Source organism: Streptomyces sp. TG1A-8, assembly GCF_030499535.1.
GTDB lineage: Bacteria > Actinomycetota > Actinomycetes > Streptomycetales > Streptomycetaceae > Streptomyces.
Genome location: NZ_JASTLB010000001.1, coordinates 5,857,084 through 5,871,234 on the forward strand (window position 1 = coordinate 5,857,084; position 14,151 = coordinate 5,871,234).

The following is a 14,151-nucleotide window of genomic DNA, read 5'->3' on the forward strand; positions in this document are numbered from 1 at the left end:
GATCAGCCCGACATCGGACACCTGGGGGTAAGCACGCCCATGAGCAGAGCCCGACAGCCCTCCCGCCGAACCGTTCTCGCCGCCGCCGTCGCCGCCGCGGTGGCAGCGGGAACGGCCCCCGCCGCCGCCGTGCAGGCGCCGGCCGCCGGCACCGACGCCCCCGGCCGGGCCCCGGCCCGCCCCATCGACTACCACGCCTGGACGACGTACCCCGACTGGCGCAGCGGCACCGCACAGGGCACCCGCGCCGTCTCCGGCCCCCGCCCCGCCGTCGTGATCGGCACCCCCGCGGGCCGCACCGACTACACCGATCCGCACACCGGCACCACCGCCACCTGGGAGTACGCCACCTGGACCTCCCCGGTGCACCGGCTCACCGTGCCCGCCACCGAGGTCGTCGCCTCCTGGAACGCGCACACCCCCGAGGGCACCTGGCTCCAGGTCGAGCTGCGCGGCACGTACACCGACGGCACCGACACCCCGTGGTACGTGATGGGCCGCTGGGCGGCCGGCGACCAGGACATCAAGCGGACCTCGGTCGACGGCCAGAGCGACGGCAGGAGCACCATCTGGACCGACACCTTCGCCATCGACGACGCGGGCACCGGCCTGCGCCTGGCCTCCTACCGGCTGCGCCTCACCCTCCACCGCCGCCCGGCCACCCGCCTCACCCCGGTCGTCCACCGGCTCGGCGCCATGGGCTCCGACGTCCCCGACCGCTTCACCGTCCCGGCCTCCACGCCCGGCCTGGCCCAGGAACTCGCCGTCCCGCGCTACTCGCAGGAGATCCACAAGGGCCAGTACCCGCAGTACGACAACGGCGGCGAGGCCTGGTGCAGCCCCACCTCCTCGCAGATGATCATCGAGTACTGGGGCCGCCGCCCCACCCCGGCCCAGCTGTCCTGGGTGGACCCCGCCTACGCCGACCCGCAGGTGGACCACGCGGCCCGCTTCACCTACGACCACCAATACCGGGGCTGCGGCAACTGGCCGTTCAACGCCGCCTACGCGGCCACGTACCCGGACCTGCAGAGTGTGGTCACCCGGCTCGCCTCGCTCACCGACCTGGAGACCCTCGTCGCGGCCGGCATCCCGGCCATAACGTCCCAGTCGTTCCTGAGGACCGAACTGACCGGCGCCGGGTACGGCACCTCCGGCCACCTGATGACCGTGATCGGCTTCACGGCGGACGGCGACGTCATCGCCAACGACCCGGCCTCGCCCAGCGACGACGAGGTGCGCCGCGTGTACGTGCGGCGCGAGTTCGAGAACATCTGGCTGCGCACCAAGCGGTACAACGCCTCCGGCGCCGTGGCCTCCGGTACGGGCGGCGTCTGCTACCTGTACTTCCCGGCGCAGCCGGACCCGCGCCAGCGCAAGGCACTGGCCGCGGTGGGCGTGCGCTGACCGTGTGAGCAACGTCTCGGCCGCACACGCCGTCGCGGGTGGCAAGGTGGACAAATGGGTGGGGGGCCCGCTCCGTACGTCCTACCTCTGCGAGAAGAACCATGACCGCACACCCGGCCACCGCCACCCGCGTCCGCACCGGCGGCCCCCAGGAAGAGGGCCCCCGGATCCTCGAACACGTCACGGGCTGGCTGCTCGTCGTGGTGATCGCGATGTTCGTGACCCAGCTCGGCCTGCTCTGACCCGGCGCCCTCCCCACCGGGCGGCGCCGGTCTGCCGCCCGCGCGCGGCCGTCGCACCGCACCCCTCCCGCCCGGCCCCGCCGCGCCCCGTGACGCCGGCGTGCGGCGCCCCGGCCGGATTCTTCGAGTGAGCGGTCGTTAACTGGTGACGGGAGGTCGCCGATCGGGCATACTCACCGCACAGCGGCTGGTCAGCAGCTCCCGAGACCCGGGAGCGGGCGCCTCGGCCGACCGCAAGGACCAGGCGGAACCGCCCCCACCCACGGGCCTGCCGCCGGTGCCCGACCAGGGAGGAGACCGACGCCATGTCCGACCGCGACCCGCAGCCGGTGGAGCGTCAGCTGCCCACGGAAGAGGCGAGGGACCTCCTCGCACTCGTCCGGGACATCGCACAGCGCGAGATCGCGCCGAAGGCGGCCGAGGAGGAGGACGCCGGGCGCTTCCCGCGCGAGGTGTTCACCCTGCTCTCACGGTCCGGCCTGCTGGGCCTGCCGTACGACTCCGAGCACGGCGGCGGCGACCAGCCCTACGAGGTCTACCTCCAGGTCCTGGAGGAGCTGGCCGCGGCCCGCCTCACCGTCGGCCTGGGCGTCAGCGTGCACACGCTCGCCTCCTACGCGCTCGCCGCCCACGGCACCAAGGAGCAGCAGGTCGAGCACCTGCCCGCCGTGCTCGGCGGCGGCCTGCTGGGGGCCTACTGCCTGTCCGAGCCCTCCTCCGGCTCGGACGCGGCCTCCCTGCGCACCAAGGCCGTCCGCGACGGCGACGACTGGGTCATCACCGGGACCAAGGCCTGGACCACGCACGGCGGCGTCGCCGACTTCTACACCGTGATGGCCCGCACCGGCGAGGACGGGCCGCGCGGCATCACCGCCTTCCTCGTGCCCGGCGACGCCGAGGGCCTCAGCGGCGCGGCGCCGGAGAGGAAGATGGGCCTGAAGGGCAGCCCGACCGCCCAGGTGCACTTCGACGGCGTCCGGGTCCCCGACGGCCGGCGCATCGGCGAGGAGGGCCAGGGCTTCGCCATCGCCCTGTCGGCCCTGGACTCCGGGCGGCTCGGCATCGCGGCCTGCGCGATCGGCGTGGCCCAGGCGGCACTGGACGAGGCGGTCGCCTACGCCACCCGGCGCCGGCAGTTCGGCCGGCCCGTCGCCGACTTCCAGGGCCTGCGCTTCATGATCGCCGACATGGCGACCCAGATCGAGGCCGGCCGGGCGCTCTACCTGGCGGCGGCGCGGCTGCGCGACGCGGGCAGGCCGTTCGCCAAGCAGGCCGCCATGGCCAAGCTGCACTGCACCGACGCGGCCATGAGGGTCACCACGGACGCCGTGCAGATTCTCGGCGGCTACGGCTACACCGCCGACTTCCCGGCCGAGCGCTACATGCGCGAGGCCAAGGTGCTGCAGATCGTCGAGGGCACGAACCAGATCCAGCGGATGGTCATAGCCCGTCACGTGGCGGGGCCGGAGGGCCGCTGAACCGCTCCCGGAGGGCCGGCGGGGCCGCCGGCCCGGCCCGTTCCGGGTCGTGGCGGCCCGGCAGGGTGCGGCCCCGGTCGGCCCACACCCGTACGAGCTGGCGGTAGATGGGCGGGTCCTGCGGCGGCGCGGCCGATCCCGCGGGGCGGGTGACGAAGGTGAGGCGCCGGCCCCCGGCGGCCGGTGGCATGGGAGTCATGCCCGGCCAACGGGCCGCCGACCGGACAGGTCACCACCCGGCGCAATCGCGCGTGAGTCCAGCGGGACTCCCGTGTGGGTGCGCGGACGTCCGGCGTGTCCCGGCCGGCGGCGTCCGCGGCCTGCTCGGTCCGCCGTCCGCCCCGGTCGGGACGCACCGGAACCGCACCACGGCGGTGTACGCGCCGTGGTGCGGGGAGGCACGGGGGATCGGGTCCGGCCGGTCCGGAAGGGACTCAGGCGGCCCGGCGCAGGTCCGGCATGCGCATCGGGCGCGAGCCCGGGCCGCCGACGTGCGAGAAGGGCTGTGTCCGCCAGTCCAGGCCCTGGGGGAGCGTCAGGAGCAGGGCGGTGTCCTGTTCCTGGGGGGCGGCGGACTCGTCCGCGGGGCGGGCGTCGGCCGCCGCACGGCCCGTGCCCGCACAGACCGTGAGCCCGAACGGGTTCCACGGCGAGGCGCACAGCGCGTGCTCCGGCAGGACCTCCTCGTCCGCCAGCAGCGCGATGGGCTGCGCGCAGTCCGGGCAGATCACCCGGTACATCTCGAAGGTGTCGTAGGTGTCGTAGGCGTTCAGGTCCTCGGCGTCGAAGTCGTCCGGTTCGACGCCCTCCGGCTCGGGCTCGACGACCGGCTGCTGCCTCTTGGACACGGAACGACCAGGGCGCTTGACACTCTGCATGGGATTCTCCCCCTAAGGCTGGGCCGTGAAGGCGCTGCGGCCTCGACCACAGCAAGCACTTCCCGTCCGGTCCCGGCGGTAATCACGGGGACATCACGGGAGCACGCCCAGTGACTGTGGTGTTCGTCACACCAGATGGCCGGGTGTCCGGTACGCGGCCCTTTGCCCCTCCCGGCCGTCGCCCCCCGCGTCCCCCTGCGAACCCCCGGGCGGCGTCCCGTCCGCTCCCGGACACATCACGAACCGGGTATGACCTGCGCTGCCGAGGTATCCGAGGGGATCGGGCACACGGTAGGTTCTGGCGCCATGGAGGAGCTGGACCGTCAAATCGTGCAGCTGCTCGTCAAGGACGGGCGGATGAGCTACACAGACCTGGGCAAGGCCACGGGCCTGTCCACGTCGGCCGTGCACCAGCGGGTGCGCCGGCTCGAACAGCGTGGCGTCATCCGCGGGTACGCCGCGGTCGTCGACCCCGAGGCCGTGGGACTGCCGCTGACCGCGTTCATCTCGGTGAAGCCGTTCGACCCCAGCGCCCCCGACGACATCGCCGACCGCCTCGCCGACGTCCCCGAGATCGAGGCCTGCCACAGCGTCGCCGGCGACGAGAACTACATCCTCAAGGTGCGCGTGGCCACCCCGCACGAGCTGGAGGAACTGCTCGCCCGGCTGCGCTCCCTGGCCGGGGTCTCCACCCGCACCACGGTCGTGCTGTCGACCCCGTACGAGGCGCGCCCCCCGAAGATCTGACCGGTCCGCCCCGGTGCCCGGTCCACCCCGCCGGCGCGAGAGACTGTCGGCATGAGTGAGCAGTCCGCCGCCCCCCAGACCGTCCTGCTGCGCCGCGGCGAGGTCCACAGTCCCGCCGACCCCTTCGCCACGGCGATGGTGGTGGAGCGCGGCCAGGTCGCCTGGGTCGGCTCCGAGGGCGCCGCCGACGCCTTCGCCGACGGGGTGGACGAGGTGATCGACCTCGACGGCGCCCTGGTCACCCCGGCCTTCACCGACGCCCACGTGCACACCACCGCCACCGGCCTCGCCCTGAGCGGCCTCGACCTGTCCGGCGCCCCCTCCCTGGAGGCGGCCCTGGCCCTCGTCCGCGACTTCGCCGCCGCCCGCCCGGACGACCGCGTCCTGCTGGGCCACGGCTGGGACGCCGCCCGCTGGCCCGGCGGACGCCCCCCGACGCGCCCGGAACTCGACGCGGCCACCGGCGGACGCCCGCTGTACCTGTCCCGCATCGACGTCCACTCGGCGGTCGTCACCACCGCCCTGCTCGACCTGGTGCCCGGGCAGCCGGCCCGCGCGGACGCGCCGCTCACCGGTGACGACCACCACCGTGCGCGGGAGGCGGCGTTCGCCGCCGTCACCCCCGCCCAGCGTGCCGAGGCCCAGCGCACCGCCCTCGCCCACGCCGCCTCCCTCGGCATCGGCACCGTCCACGAGTGCGGCGGCCCGCAGATCTCCTCCGAGGACGACTTCACCGGCCTGCTGGCGCTGGCCGCCGGGCTGCCCGGTCCCCGTGTGGTCGGCTACTGGGCCGAGCAGAGCGTCGACCGGGCGCGGGAGCTGGGCGCCCTGGGCGCCGCCGGTGACCTCTTCGTGGACGGCGCCCTCGGCTCGCACACCGCCTGCCTGCACCTGCCGTACGCCGACGCCGGCCACACCGGCACCGCCTACCTGGACGCCGTCGCCGTCGCCGCCCACGTCGTCGCCTGCACCGAGGCCGGCCTCCAGGCGGGCTTCCACGCCATCGGTGACGCCGCCGTGAGCGCCGTCGTGGAAGGCGTGCGCGCCGCCGCGGAGAAGGCCGGCCTCGCCCGGATCCGGGCCGCCCGCCACCGGGTGGAACACGCCGAGATGCTCACCCCGGAGACCGTCGCCGCGTTCGCCGAACTGGGCCTGATCGCCTCCGTCCAGCCCGCCTTCGACGCGCTGTGGGGCGGCGCGGACGGCATGTACGCCCAGCGGCTGGGCGCGGAGCGGGCCCGCGGCCTGAACCCCTTCGCCGCGCTGCTGCGGGCCGGCGTGCCCCTGGCGTTCGGCTCCGACAGCCCCGTCACCCCCCTCGACCCGTGGGGCACGGTCCGGGCCGCCGCCTTCCACCGCACGCCCGAGCACCGCGTGTCGGTCCGTGCCGCCTTCACCGCGCACACCCGCGGCGGCTGGCGGGCCGTCGGCCGCGACGACGCGGGCGTCCTGGTGCCCGGCGCGCCCGCCGACTACGCCGTGTGGCGCACCGACGAACTGGTCGTCCAGGCCCCCGACGACCGGGTCGCCCGCTGGTCGACCGACCCGCGCTCCGGCACTCCCGGCCTGCCCGACCTCACGCCGGGCCGTGACCTGCCGGTCTGCCTGCGCACCGTGGTCGGCGGACGGACGGTGTTCGCACGGCCGGGCGAGTGACCCGCGGGGGCGGGCCGGGCGGACAACGGCTCCCGGCGGACAACGGCTCCCGGCCGGCCCGAAGGGTGCCGGGCCCCCGTCCGCCGCGGCCCGCGGGGGTCCGGCCGTGCGGGCCGCGGGTGCCGAACGGCGCGTTCTCGCCCCACTCGTGCCGAATCGACACCACGGCGGGCCCGCGCCGTCACGTCACCGCAGGCCGCGGCCACTATGGTGGACGCCTGTGTACGACATGAAGGGGCAGCAGTGAACGACGGCGACGGGACCCTCGCGGCCAAGGCCCAGGGGAGGCAGTTCGGTCCGCTCGGCACGGCCTTGGTGATCATTCCGACCTACAACGAGGCGGAGAACATCAAGAGCATCGTCGGCCGGGTACGCAAGGCCGTCCCCGAGGCGCACGTCCTGGTGGCGGACGACAACAGCCCCGACGGCACGGGCAAGCTCGCCGACGAGCTGGCCGCCACCGACGACCACGTCCAGGTGCTGCACCGCAAGGGCAAGGAAGGCCTGGGCGCCGCCTACCTCGCGGGCTTCCGCTGGGGCCTGGAGCACGGCTACGGCGTGCTGGTCGAGATGGACGCCGACGGCTCCCACCAGCCCGAGGAACTGCCCCGGCTGCTCACCGCCCTCAAGGGCGCCGACCTGGTGCTGGGCTCCCGCTGGATGCCCGGCGGCCGGGTGGTGAACTGGCCCAGGTCCCGCGAGTTCATCTCCCGCGGCGGCAGCCTCTACTCCCGTCTCGCCCTCGACCTGCCGCTGCGCGACATCACCGGCGGCTACCGCGCCTTCCGCCGCGAGACCCTGGAGGGCCTGGGCCTGGGGGAGGTCGCCTCGCAGGGCTACTGCTTCCAGGTCGACCTGGCCCGCCGTGCGGTCAAGGCCGGTTACCACGTGGTCGAGGTCCCCATCACCTTCGTCGAGCGGGAACTGGGCGACTCCAAGATGAGCCGCGACATCCTGGTCGAGGCGCTGTGGCGGGTCACCGCCTGGGGCGTCGGCGACCGCGTCGGCAAGCTCACGGGCAAGGACCAGCAGGCCCGGGACGGAGCGGACCGGCCGCACCCCGGCATCCGCAGCGCCGACTGACCGGGACCGGGTCCTTATCCGGCGCTGAGCCGCTCCCGGGCACACTGGAGGCATGACGACTGGCGCTCCGACCTCCACGCACGCCGACCGGCCCCGGCGCTCCCGGCCGCGCGGGTACCTGCCGCTGGGGATCGCCGTGTGGCTGGTGCTGGAGGCCTGGTTGCTGACCGTGGTCGCGGACGCGGCGGGCGGTCCGGCCGTGCTCCTGCTGCTGGCCGCGGGTCTCGTCGCCGGTGCCGTGGTCATCAAGCGGGCCGGCCGGCGCGCCTTCCGGAACCTGAGCGAGGCACTGCAGCGCGGCGGTTCCCCCTCCGGGGGCGGCGGCAACGGCCTGACGATGCTCGGCGGCCTGCTGCTGATGATCCCCGGCCCGGTCTCCGACGCGGCCGGCCTGCTCCTGCTGCTCCCGCCGGTCCAGAGGGCCGTCGGCCGCCGCACCGAGCGCGCCCTGGGCGAGCGGCTCCGCCGGGCCGCCCCCGGCACCCTGGGCGACGCCTTCCAGCGGGCCCGCGTCCACCGGCCCGGCGGCAAGGTGGTGCAGGGCGAGGTCATCCGTGAGGAGCGGGACCGGCCGGGGGACGCACCGACCGGACGGCGGCCGCCCCTGGCGCGCTGAGCCGCGCGGCCGCACGGAACGCGGCCGGACACGAAACCGCGGGCGCCGTACGTCTCACGTGCGGCGCCCGCGGTTTCGTGTCCGTGCCGTGCATCCGGCCCGGCTCCGCAGGGACTAGGCCGACTTGCGGCTGTCCCGGGGATGAACGGCGATGTTCATCGCCCCCGAGCGCAGAACCGCCAGGCGCTCCTCGAGGACCTCTTCGAGTTCCTCACGGGTGCGCCGCTCCATCAGCATGTCCCAATGGGTACGCGCGGGCTTGGCCTTCTTCTCCTCAGGGCCGTCGCCGTCCACCAGGAGTGCCTGGGCCCCGCAGACCTTGCACTCCCACTCCGGCGGGATCTCCGCCTCGACCGAGAAGGGCATCTCGAAACGGTGCCCCTTCTCGCATGCGTACTCCACGGCCTGGCGCGGAGCCAGGTCGATGCCGCGGTCCGTCTCGTAGCTGGTCACCACGAGGCGCGTACCGCGAAGAGCTCGCTCACTCATGAATCGTGCCTCCCGGGCTTGTCGCCCACAGGACAGGTGTCGCTGTCGTCGTCATCCGGTCAACGTCCGGTCGGCGGTAAAGATTCCCGTTCCGGGTCATGCGTCGCCGTCGTAGCCGCCCTTGTTCTACCCACAGGCGCCCGTTTTGTCACATCTGCCAGCAGATGTGACCCAGTGTTCCGACATCTTTGACGCGCAGTAACGGTACGCCTGGCAGGCCAAACGCGTACACTACCGCCCTTTCGTGTCGAGCGCTAAATCAGCGCTAGATCCTTTTCGGAACCGGGTTTCCCGCCACGCCGATGTCATGCCGGATCGGGACACGTGCGAGCAGTCCGAAGCCGACGACGAAGAAGACCGCCAGCGAGATGATCGCGGACCGGCCGAAGGAGTCGTGGGCGGAGTACAGCACCAGGTCGGCGGTCAGGACCAGCGAGCCCGCCGCGTAGCCGAACGCCCAGCCCCGGGAGGACACCGCGTCGCGCTCCTCGGGCGGGGCGATCCGCGGCAGGTAGGAGTTGTGGAGCACCATCCCCACCGGCTGCGCCGCGTTGGCCGCCACGAGCAGCAGCCCGCCGAGCGGGTAGCGGTCGCCGTCCAGGAAGAACATGCCGGCCGCCCTGGCGGCCCCCGTGTAGGCGGCGGCCGCGAGCAGCGGCCTCCTGCGGCCCGAACGGTCGGCCGCGCCGCCCACCAGGGGCATCAGCACGACCGCCACGACCACCGACAGGGACACGGAGTAGGCGAAGAAGGAGCCCGCCCGCACCGGTACGCCCAGCGGGTGCACGTACCCGCCGGCACCCGCCGCGCCCTCGGCGACCGAGGTCAGGTACGGACCGGGGAACACGGTCAGGAGGCTCGTCGAGTAGACCGGGCACGCCCAGTCGTAGAAGTACCAGCCGCGCCGCCCGGCGGTCCCGCCGCCCGGTCCCGATGTCCACCCGTGCCCCCGCTTCCCCGCCGAGGTGCCGTGCGGGAGACGCGGTCCGGGCGCCCGGGCGCTCAGACCCAGACGCCGCGGTCCTCCATGACCTCGCGCAACGCGCCGATGTGATCGGTCATGATGCCATCGACGCCCAGGTCCAGGAGCCGGTGCATCCGCTCCGGTTCGTTGACCGTCCACACGTGCACCTGCAGCCCGCGCGCGTGGGCGGCGCGGACGAAGCGGTGGTCGACCACCGGGACGCCCGACCGGGCCTCGGGCACCTGCGCCGCCACGGCGGACCGGCGCACCGCCGCCGGCAGCCCCCACGAGCGCAGCCGCAGGCCGAGCACCCCGCGGGTGCCGAAGGACGTCGCCAGGCGCGGCCCGGCCAGCCGCTGGGCGCGCAGCACCCGCGCCTCGGAGAAGGAGCCCACGCACACCCGGTCCCAGGCGTCCGTGCGCTCGACCAGCTCCAGCAGGGGCCGCAGGGCCGGCTCCGCCTTGAGGTCCACGTTCCAGCGGACGCCGGGGAAGGCCTCCAGCAGCTCCTCGAAGAGCGGCACCGGTTCGCGGCCGCCCACGCGCGCGTGCCGCACCTGCGCCCACGGCAGGTCGGCGATGCGTCCGGCCCCGTCGGTGACCCGGTCCAGGGTCGCGTCGTGGAAGGCGACGAGCCGGCCGTCCGCCGTCGCGTGGACGTCGGTCTCCATGTACCGGTAGCCCAGCTCCACCGCGCGCCGGAACTGCGCCGCGGTGTTCTCCAGCCCGTCGGCGGCTCCGCCCCGGTGGGCGAAGGGGATCGGGGCCGGGTGGTCCAGGTACGGGTGGCGCGGCGGCTGCGTGGTCCTCACGGACGCAGTATCGCCCGGTCCGGTGGCCGGGCGGCAGCGACCGCGCTGCCGCCCGGCGCCGCCGGGACGGCCCGCGGCGGACGCGGCGCACCCCCGAAGGGCGGTGCCGGCCCGGCCCGTGTCACCCTGTGGCAGGGGATGGGACGCCGTTCACGGCCGATCAGGGGAAGGTGGACCGATCGTCATGGCACATTGGACCTCGGCGGTGGGCTCCGCGCAGCTGTCCCGGCTGCTGAACTCCCAGCAGGACCGTCCGGCCGGCCCCGGCACGCGCCGCCCGCCCGCCTACCGCGCCCTCGCCGACGGCATCCGGCTGCTCGTCCTCGAAGGCCGCGTCCCCGTGGCCGCCCGGCTGCCCGCCGAACGCGAACTGGCCCTGTCGCTGTCCGTCAGCCGCACCACGGTCGCCGCCGCCTACGAGGCGCTGCGTGCCGAGGGCTTCCTGGAGTCCCGGCGGGGAGCCGGCAGCTGGACCGCCGTACCGGCGGGCAACCCGCTGCCCGCCCGCGGCCTGGAGCCGTTGCCCCCCGAGGCCCTCGGCTCGATGATCGACCTGGGCTGCGCCGCCCTGCCCGCGCCCGAGCCGTGGCTCACCCGCGCCGTGCAGGGTGCCCTGGAGGAATTGCCGCCGTACGCCCACACGCACGGCGACTACCCGGCCGGACTGCCCGCCCTGCGCGCGATGATCGCCGAGCGGTACACCGCGCGCGGGATCCCCACCATGCCCGAGCAGATCATGGTGACCACCGGCGCGATGGGCGCCATCGACGCGATCTGCCACCTCTTCGCCGGCCGCGGCGAGCGGGTCGCCGTCGAGTCGCCGTCCTACGCCAACATCCTCCAGCTGATGCGCGAGGCGGGCGCCCGCCTGGTCCCGGTGGCGATGGCCGAGGGGCTGTCCGGCTGGGACCTGGACCGCTGGCGCCAGGTGCTGCGCGATGCCGCGCCCCGCATCGCCTACGTCGTCGCCGACTTCCACAACCCGACCGGCGCGCTCGCGGACGAGGACCAGCGGCGCCGCCTGGTCGACGCGGCCCGCTCGGCCGGCACCGTCCTCGTCGCCGACGAGACGATGAGCGAGCTGTGGTTCGACGAGGACGTCGCGGCCGCGGGGATGCCGCGCCCGGTCTGCGGCTTCGACCCGGCCGGCTCGACGGTCATCACGGTCGGCTCGGCCAGCAAGGCGTTCTGGGCGGGCATGCGCATCGGCTGGGTGCGCGCGGCCCCGGACGTGATCCGCAGCCTGGTCGCCGCACGCGCCTACGCCGACCTCGGCACGCCCGTCCTGGAGCAGTTGGCGGTGAACTGGCTGTTCAGCACCGGGGGCTGGGCGCAGGCCGTCGGACTGCGGCGGAGCCAGGCCCGCGAGAACCGGGACGACCTGGTGGCCGCGGTGCGCCGCGAACTGCCCGACTGGGAGTTCGAGGTGCCCGGGGGCGGCCTGACGCTGTGGGTCCGCGCGGGCGGCCTGTCGGGCTCGCGCCTGGCCGAAGCGGGTGAGCGGGTCGGCGTCCGCGTCCCGTCGGGCCCGCGCTTCGGCGTCGACGGCGCCTTCGAGGGGTACCTCCGGCTGCCGTTCACGGTCGGGGGAGCGGTGGCGGACGAGGCGGCGGCGCGGCTGGCCGCGGCGGCGCGGCTGGTGGAGAGCGGGGGGACCGCAGGGTCCGCCGAGTCGCCGCGGACGTTCGTGGCGTAGGGGGAACGGGGCGGGAGCGGCCGCGGTTCGTCCTCCGGCCGCGGGCGGGGACCGGTCGCGCGGTCCCCGAGCCCTTGCCGCCGCGCCGTTCGCCGCACGGACGCGGGCGGGGCGGTCCGTCCAGGGTCCGTCGTGCGGATCGTGCCGGGCTCGCGGGCTCCGGCCCGATCCACACGACGGACCCCTAGGCCGTCTCGGCGTGGACCGGCTCCTTGGCCGGGGAGCCGGACCCGGGCGGTTCCGCCCCGGCCGCCGCCGGGCCGGCGTCGGCGGGAGTCGTCCGCGGCGGCAGCAGCCCCAGCACCGCCTGCCGGTGGGTCTCGCTCGTGGCGTCGTCGTACGGGTCCGGGGTGCACGGCACCTGGAGCCGGTGCACCGGTCCCGACCCCAGCCGCGCGTAGCCGCGTCCCGCGGGCACCCGGGCCGGCGCGGTCGTGGGCGGTGCCGCCCCCAGCACCGCCCGCACCTCCTCCGGCGCCGCGGGTCCGAGCACGACCCGCGCGCGCGTGTGCTGCCGGACCGCTTCGTCCAGACCGTCCGCGCCGTCCAGTTGCTCGGCCACGACCACGGTCACGTTCGCCGCGCGGCCGTGCCGCAGCGGCACCCGGAGCAGCGTCTGCGGGTCCTCGCGGCCGTCCGCCTCCGCGAGGTGGGTCAGGACGGCCGGACGGTCCAGGAGGATCCACAGCGGGCGCCGGGTGTCCTCGGGCGGCGGGTTGCCCGCCTGCCGGGCCCGGTTGACGGCGACGAGCCGCCGCTCGGTCTCGTGCGCGGCCCACTGGAGGCTGGCCAGCGCGCCGGTCGGCGCGCACTCCACGGCCAGTACGCCGTCCCGGCCCACCAGGCAGGCGTACTCACCGGTGCCGCCGCCGTCGACGATCAGCACGTCGCCGTGGTGCAGGGCCTGCAGGGCGATCGAGCGCAGCAGGGTCGAGGTGCCGCCGCCGGGGTGGCCCAGGGCCAGCAGGTGCGGCTCGGTCGAGCGGGTGCCGGTGCGCCAGACGACCGGCGGGACGTCGTACTGCTCCTCCCCGTAGGTGAGGGGGAGCGTGCGCTGGACCTCGGTGGGATGGGTGAAGCCGAGGACCGTCTCGCCGGGGGCGGTGACGAAGTGCTGGGCGGCGATGTCGGTGGGCAGCGGCGTGAGGACGGTCACCGCGAGCCGGTTGCACTCCTCGTCCCACGCGAAGTGGTACTCCCGGTCCCGCCCGGCCTTCGCGGCGAGCAGCAGCTCGATCCGGGCCCGGGCCCCGGGCTCGCCGTCCGGGAAGTGGGCGGGGTAGCGGATCACGAGGTGGCCGATGCGACCGGCGTCGTCGAACCCGTGCTCCGCGAAGGCCTGCGCCCACTCCCCGCCGTGCGCGTACAGGGGGGCCGGGTCCTCGGGGGAGGAGAAGTACGGCACCAGGGCCTCGTACAGGGCCTGGAGCCGTTCGGCCTGGGAGGCGTCGGGTCCCTCCGGCCCCCGCGGAGCGCGGTCGCGGCCCTGCCAGGCCGCCGCCGCCATCAGGGTGGCGGCGGCGAGCAGCGGCCCGTACGGCACCAGTGCCACGGTGACGGCCGCGCAGGCTCCCAGGAACAGCAGCGGGCCGCGTCTGTCCCCGGGGGTCCGCGCCCACCTGCGCCGGCCGGCCGAGGCCAGCCGGCGCAGCCCGCGCGTGACGGTGATCAACGGGTGGAGGACGTCGGTGGCGCCGTCGGCCGCCGTCCGGGCCAGCTCCCGGCTCCGGGCGATCTGCGTCCGGGCGGTCCGCGCGCTGTCTTTGCTCAGGATGCGGGGGAGGGGGCGCCGGGCCACTGCTGTCTCCTGTCGGTGCGTGCGGACGTGGGGCGGGCGGTCAGAACCTGATGCCGCCGAGGAGGCTCGCGAGGCTCTCGCCCCCGGCCTTGATGCTCGGTGCGATGGCCGTGCTCGCCAGGTAGAACCCGAACAGGGCCGAGATGCAGGCGTGCGAACCCTTGAGCCCGTCCTTGCGGAAGAAGAGGAAGACGATGATGCCGAGCAGGACGACGCCTGACATGGAGAGAATCATTTGAGGTCTCCTGGTGTCGAGAGGGGACAGTCACCATGCGTACTTCCATA

At 75.0% G+C, this 14,151-nt stretch carries 13 protein-coding genes and 1 pseudogene; 8 read left to right on the forward strand and 6 right to left on the reverse strand.

The window, feature by feature from the left end; translation table 11 throughout:
- The first annotated feature begins 39 nt into the window (after positions 1-39).
- The 3 genes from QQY24_RS25865 (at position 40) to QQY24_RS25875 (ending at position 3,127) form a co-directional block, all read left to right on the forward strand.
- The gene (locus tag QQY24_RS25865; RefSeq protein WP_301975118.1) at positions 40-1,407 is read left to right on the forward strand and encodes a peptidase C39 family protein; all 1,368 of its coding nucleotides are present in this window, start codon (positions 40-42) and stop codon (positions 1,405-1,407) included.
- 101 nt (positions 1,408-1,508) lie between these two features.
- Positions 1,509-1,649, forward strand: coding sequence for an SCO1431 family membrane protein (locus QQY24_RS25870; protein ID WP_301975119.1), 141 nt, complete (start codon positions 1,509-1,511; stop codon positions 1,647-1,649).
- Between the two features lie 305 nt (positions 1,650-1,954).
- The gene (locus QQY24_RS25875) at positions 1,955-3,127 is read left to right on the forward strand and encodes an acyl-CoA dehydrogenase family protein (RefSeq protein WP_301975120.1); all 1,173 of its coding nucleotides are present in this window, start codon (positions 1,955-1,957) and stop codon (positions 3,125-3,127) included.
- Between the two features lie 434 nt (positions 3,128-3,561).
- Here QQY24_RS25875 and QQY24_RS25880 read toward each other — a convergent pair whose 3' ends face one another.
- Positions 3,562-4,005: a hypothetical protein gene (locus tag QQY24_RS25880; RefSeq protein WP_301975121.1), complete on the reverse strand. Its 444-nt coding sequence runs from the start codon at positions 4,003-4,005 to the stop codon at positions 3,562-3,564.
- Positions 4,006-4,311: 306 nt separating this feature from the next.
- On the opposite strand from QQY24_RS25880, the gene QQY24_RS25885 reads away from it, so the two are divergent.
- The 4 genes from QQY24_RS25885 (at position 4,312) to fxsA (ending at position 8,107) form a co-directional block, all read left to right on the forward strand.
- The gene (locus QQY24_RS25885; RefSeq protein ID WP_158919232.1) at positions 4,312-4,752 is read left to right on the forward strand and encodes an Lrp/AsnC family transcriptional regulator; all 441 of its coding nucleotides are present in this window, start codon (positions 4,312-4,314) and stop codon (positions 4,750-4,752) included.
- Between the two features lie 51 nt (positions 4,753-4,803).
- Complete coding sequence (locus tag QQY24_RS25890; protein WP_301975122.1) at positions 4,804-6,408, forward strand: amidohydrolase; 1,605 nt, start codon at positions 4,804-4,806, stop codon at positions 6,406-6,408.
- A 243-nt stretch (positions 6,409-6,651) separates the two neighbouring features.
- Positions 6,652-7,491 (forward strand): polyprenol monophosphomannose synthase, encoded by an 840-nt coding sequence (locus QQY24_RS25895; protein ID WP_301975123.1) that lies wholly within the window; start codon positions 6,652-6,654, stop codon positions 7,489-7,491.
- A gap of 52 nt (positions 7,492-7,543) precedes the next feature.
- Positions 7,544-8,107 carry an FxsA family membrane protein gene (fxsA, locus tag QQY24_RS25900; RefSeq protein WP_301975125.1) on the forward strand — a complete coding sequence of 188 codons (564 nt, stop codon included), beginning with the start codon at positions 7,544-7,546 and terminating at the stop codon, positions 8,105-8,107.
- A gap of 114 nt (positions 8,108-8,221) precedes the next feature.
- On the opposite strand, the gene QQY24_RS25905 is transcribed toward fxsA, so the two are convergent.
- The 3 genes and pseudogenes from QQY24_RS25905 to QQY24_RS25915 form a co-directional block, all read right to left on the reverse strand.
- Positions 8,222-8,596 carry an RNA polymerase-binding protein RbpA gene (locus QQY24_RS25905; RefSeq protein WP_003977404.1) on the reverse strand — a complete coding sequence of 125 codons (375 nt, stop codon included), beginning with the start codon at positions 8,594-8,596 and terminating at the stop codon, positions 8,222-8,224.
- Between the two features lie 382 nt (positions 8,597-8,978).
- A pseudogene (locus QQY24_RS25910) lies at positions 8,979-9,608 on the reverse strand (MFS transporter); the annotation flags it as partial.
- On the reverse strand, positions 9,599-10,372 hold the full coding sequence (locus QQY24_RS25915; protein ID WP_301975126.1) for a glycerophosphodiester phosphodiesterase: 774 nt from the start codon (positions 10,370-10,372) through the stop codon (positions 9,599-9,601). The pseudogene QQY24_RS25910 and the gene QQY24_RS25915, both read right to left, overlap by 10 nt.
- A gap of 184 nt (positions 10,373-10,556) precedes the next feature.
- On the opposite strand from QQY24_RS25915, the gene QQY24_RS25920 reads away from it, so the two are divergent.
- On the forward strand, positions 10,557-12,068 hold the full coding sequence (locus tag QQY24_RS25920; RefSeq protein ID WP_301975127.1) for a PLP-dependent aminotransferase family protein: 1,512 nt from the start codon (positions 10,557-10,559) through the stop codon (positions 12,066-12,068).
- A gap of 184 nt (positions 12,069-12,252) precedes the next feature.
- Here the strand turns inward: QQY24_RS25920 and QQY24_RS25925 are convergent, their stop codons facing one another.
- Together QQY24_RS25925 and QQY24_RS25930 are read right to left on the reverse strand one after the other, a co-directional pair.
- On the reverse strand, positions 12,253-13,866 hold the full coding sequence (locus QQY24_RS25925; RefSeq protein ID WP_301975128.1) for a hypothetical protein: 1,614 nt from the start codon (positions 13,864-13,866) through the stop codon (positions 12,253-12,255).
- Positions 13,867-13,906: 40 nt separating this feature from the next.
- A complete protein-coding gene (locus QQY24_RS25930; RefSeq protein WP_301975129.1) occupies positions 13,907-14,101 on the reverse strand; it encodes a hypothetical protein in 195 nt (64 codons plus the stop codon).
- Positions 14,102-14,151 lie beyond the last annotated feature (50 nt).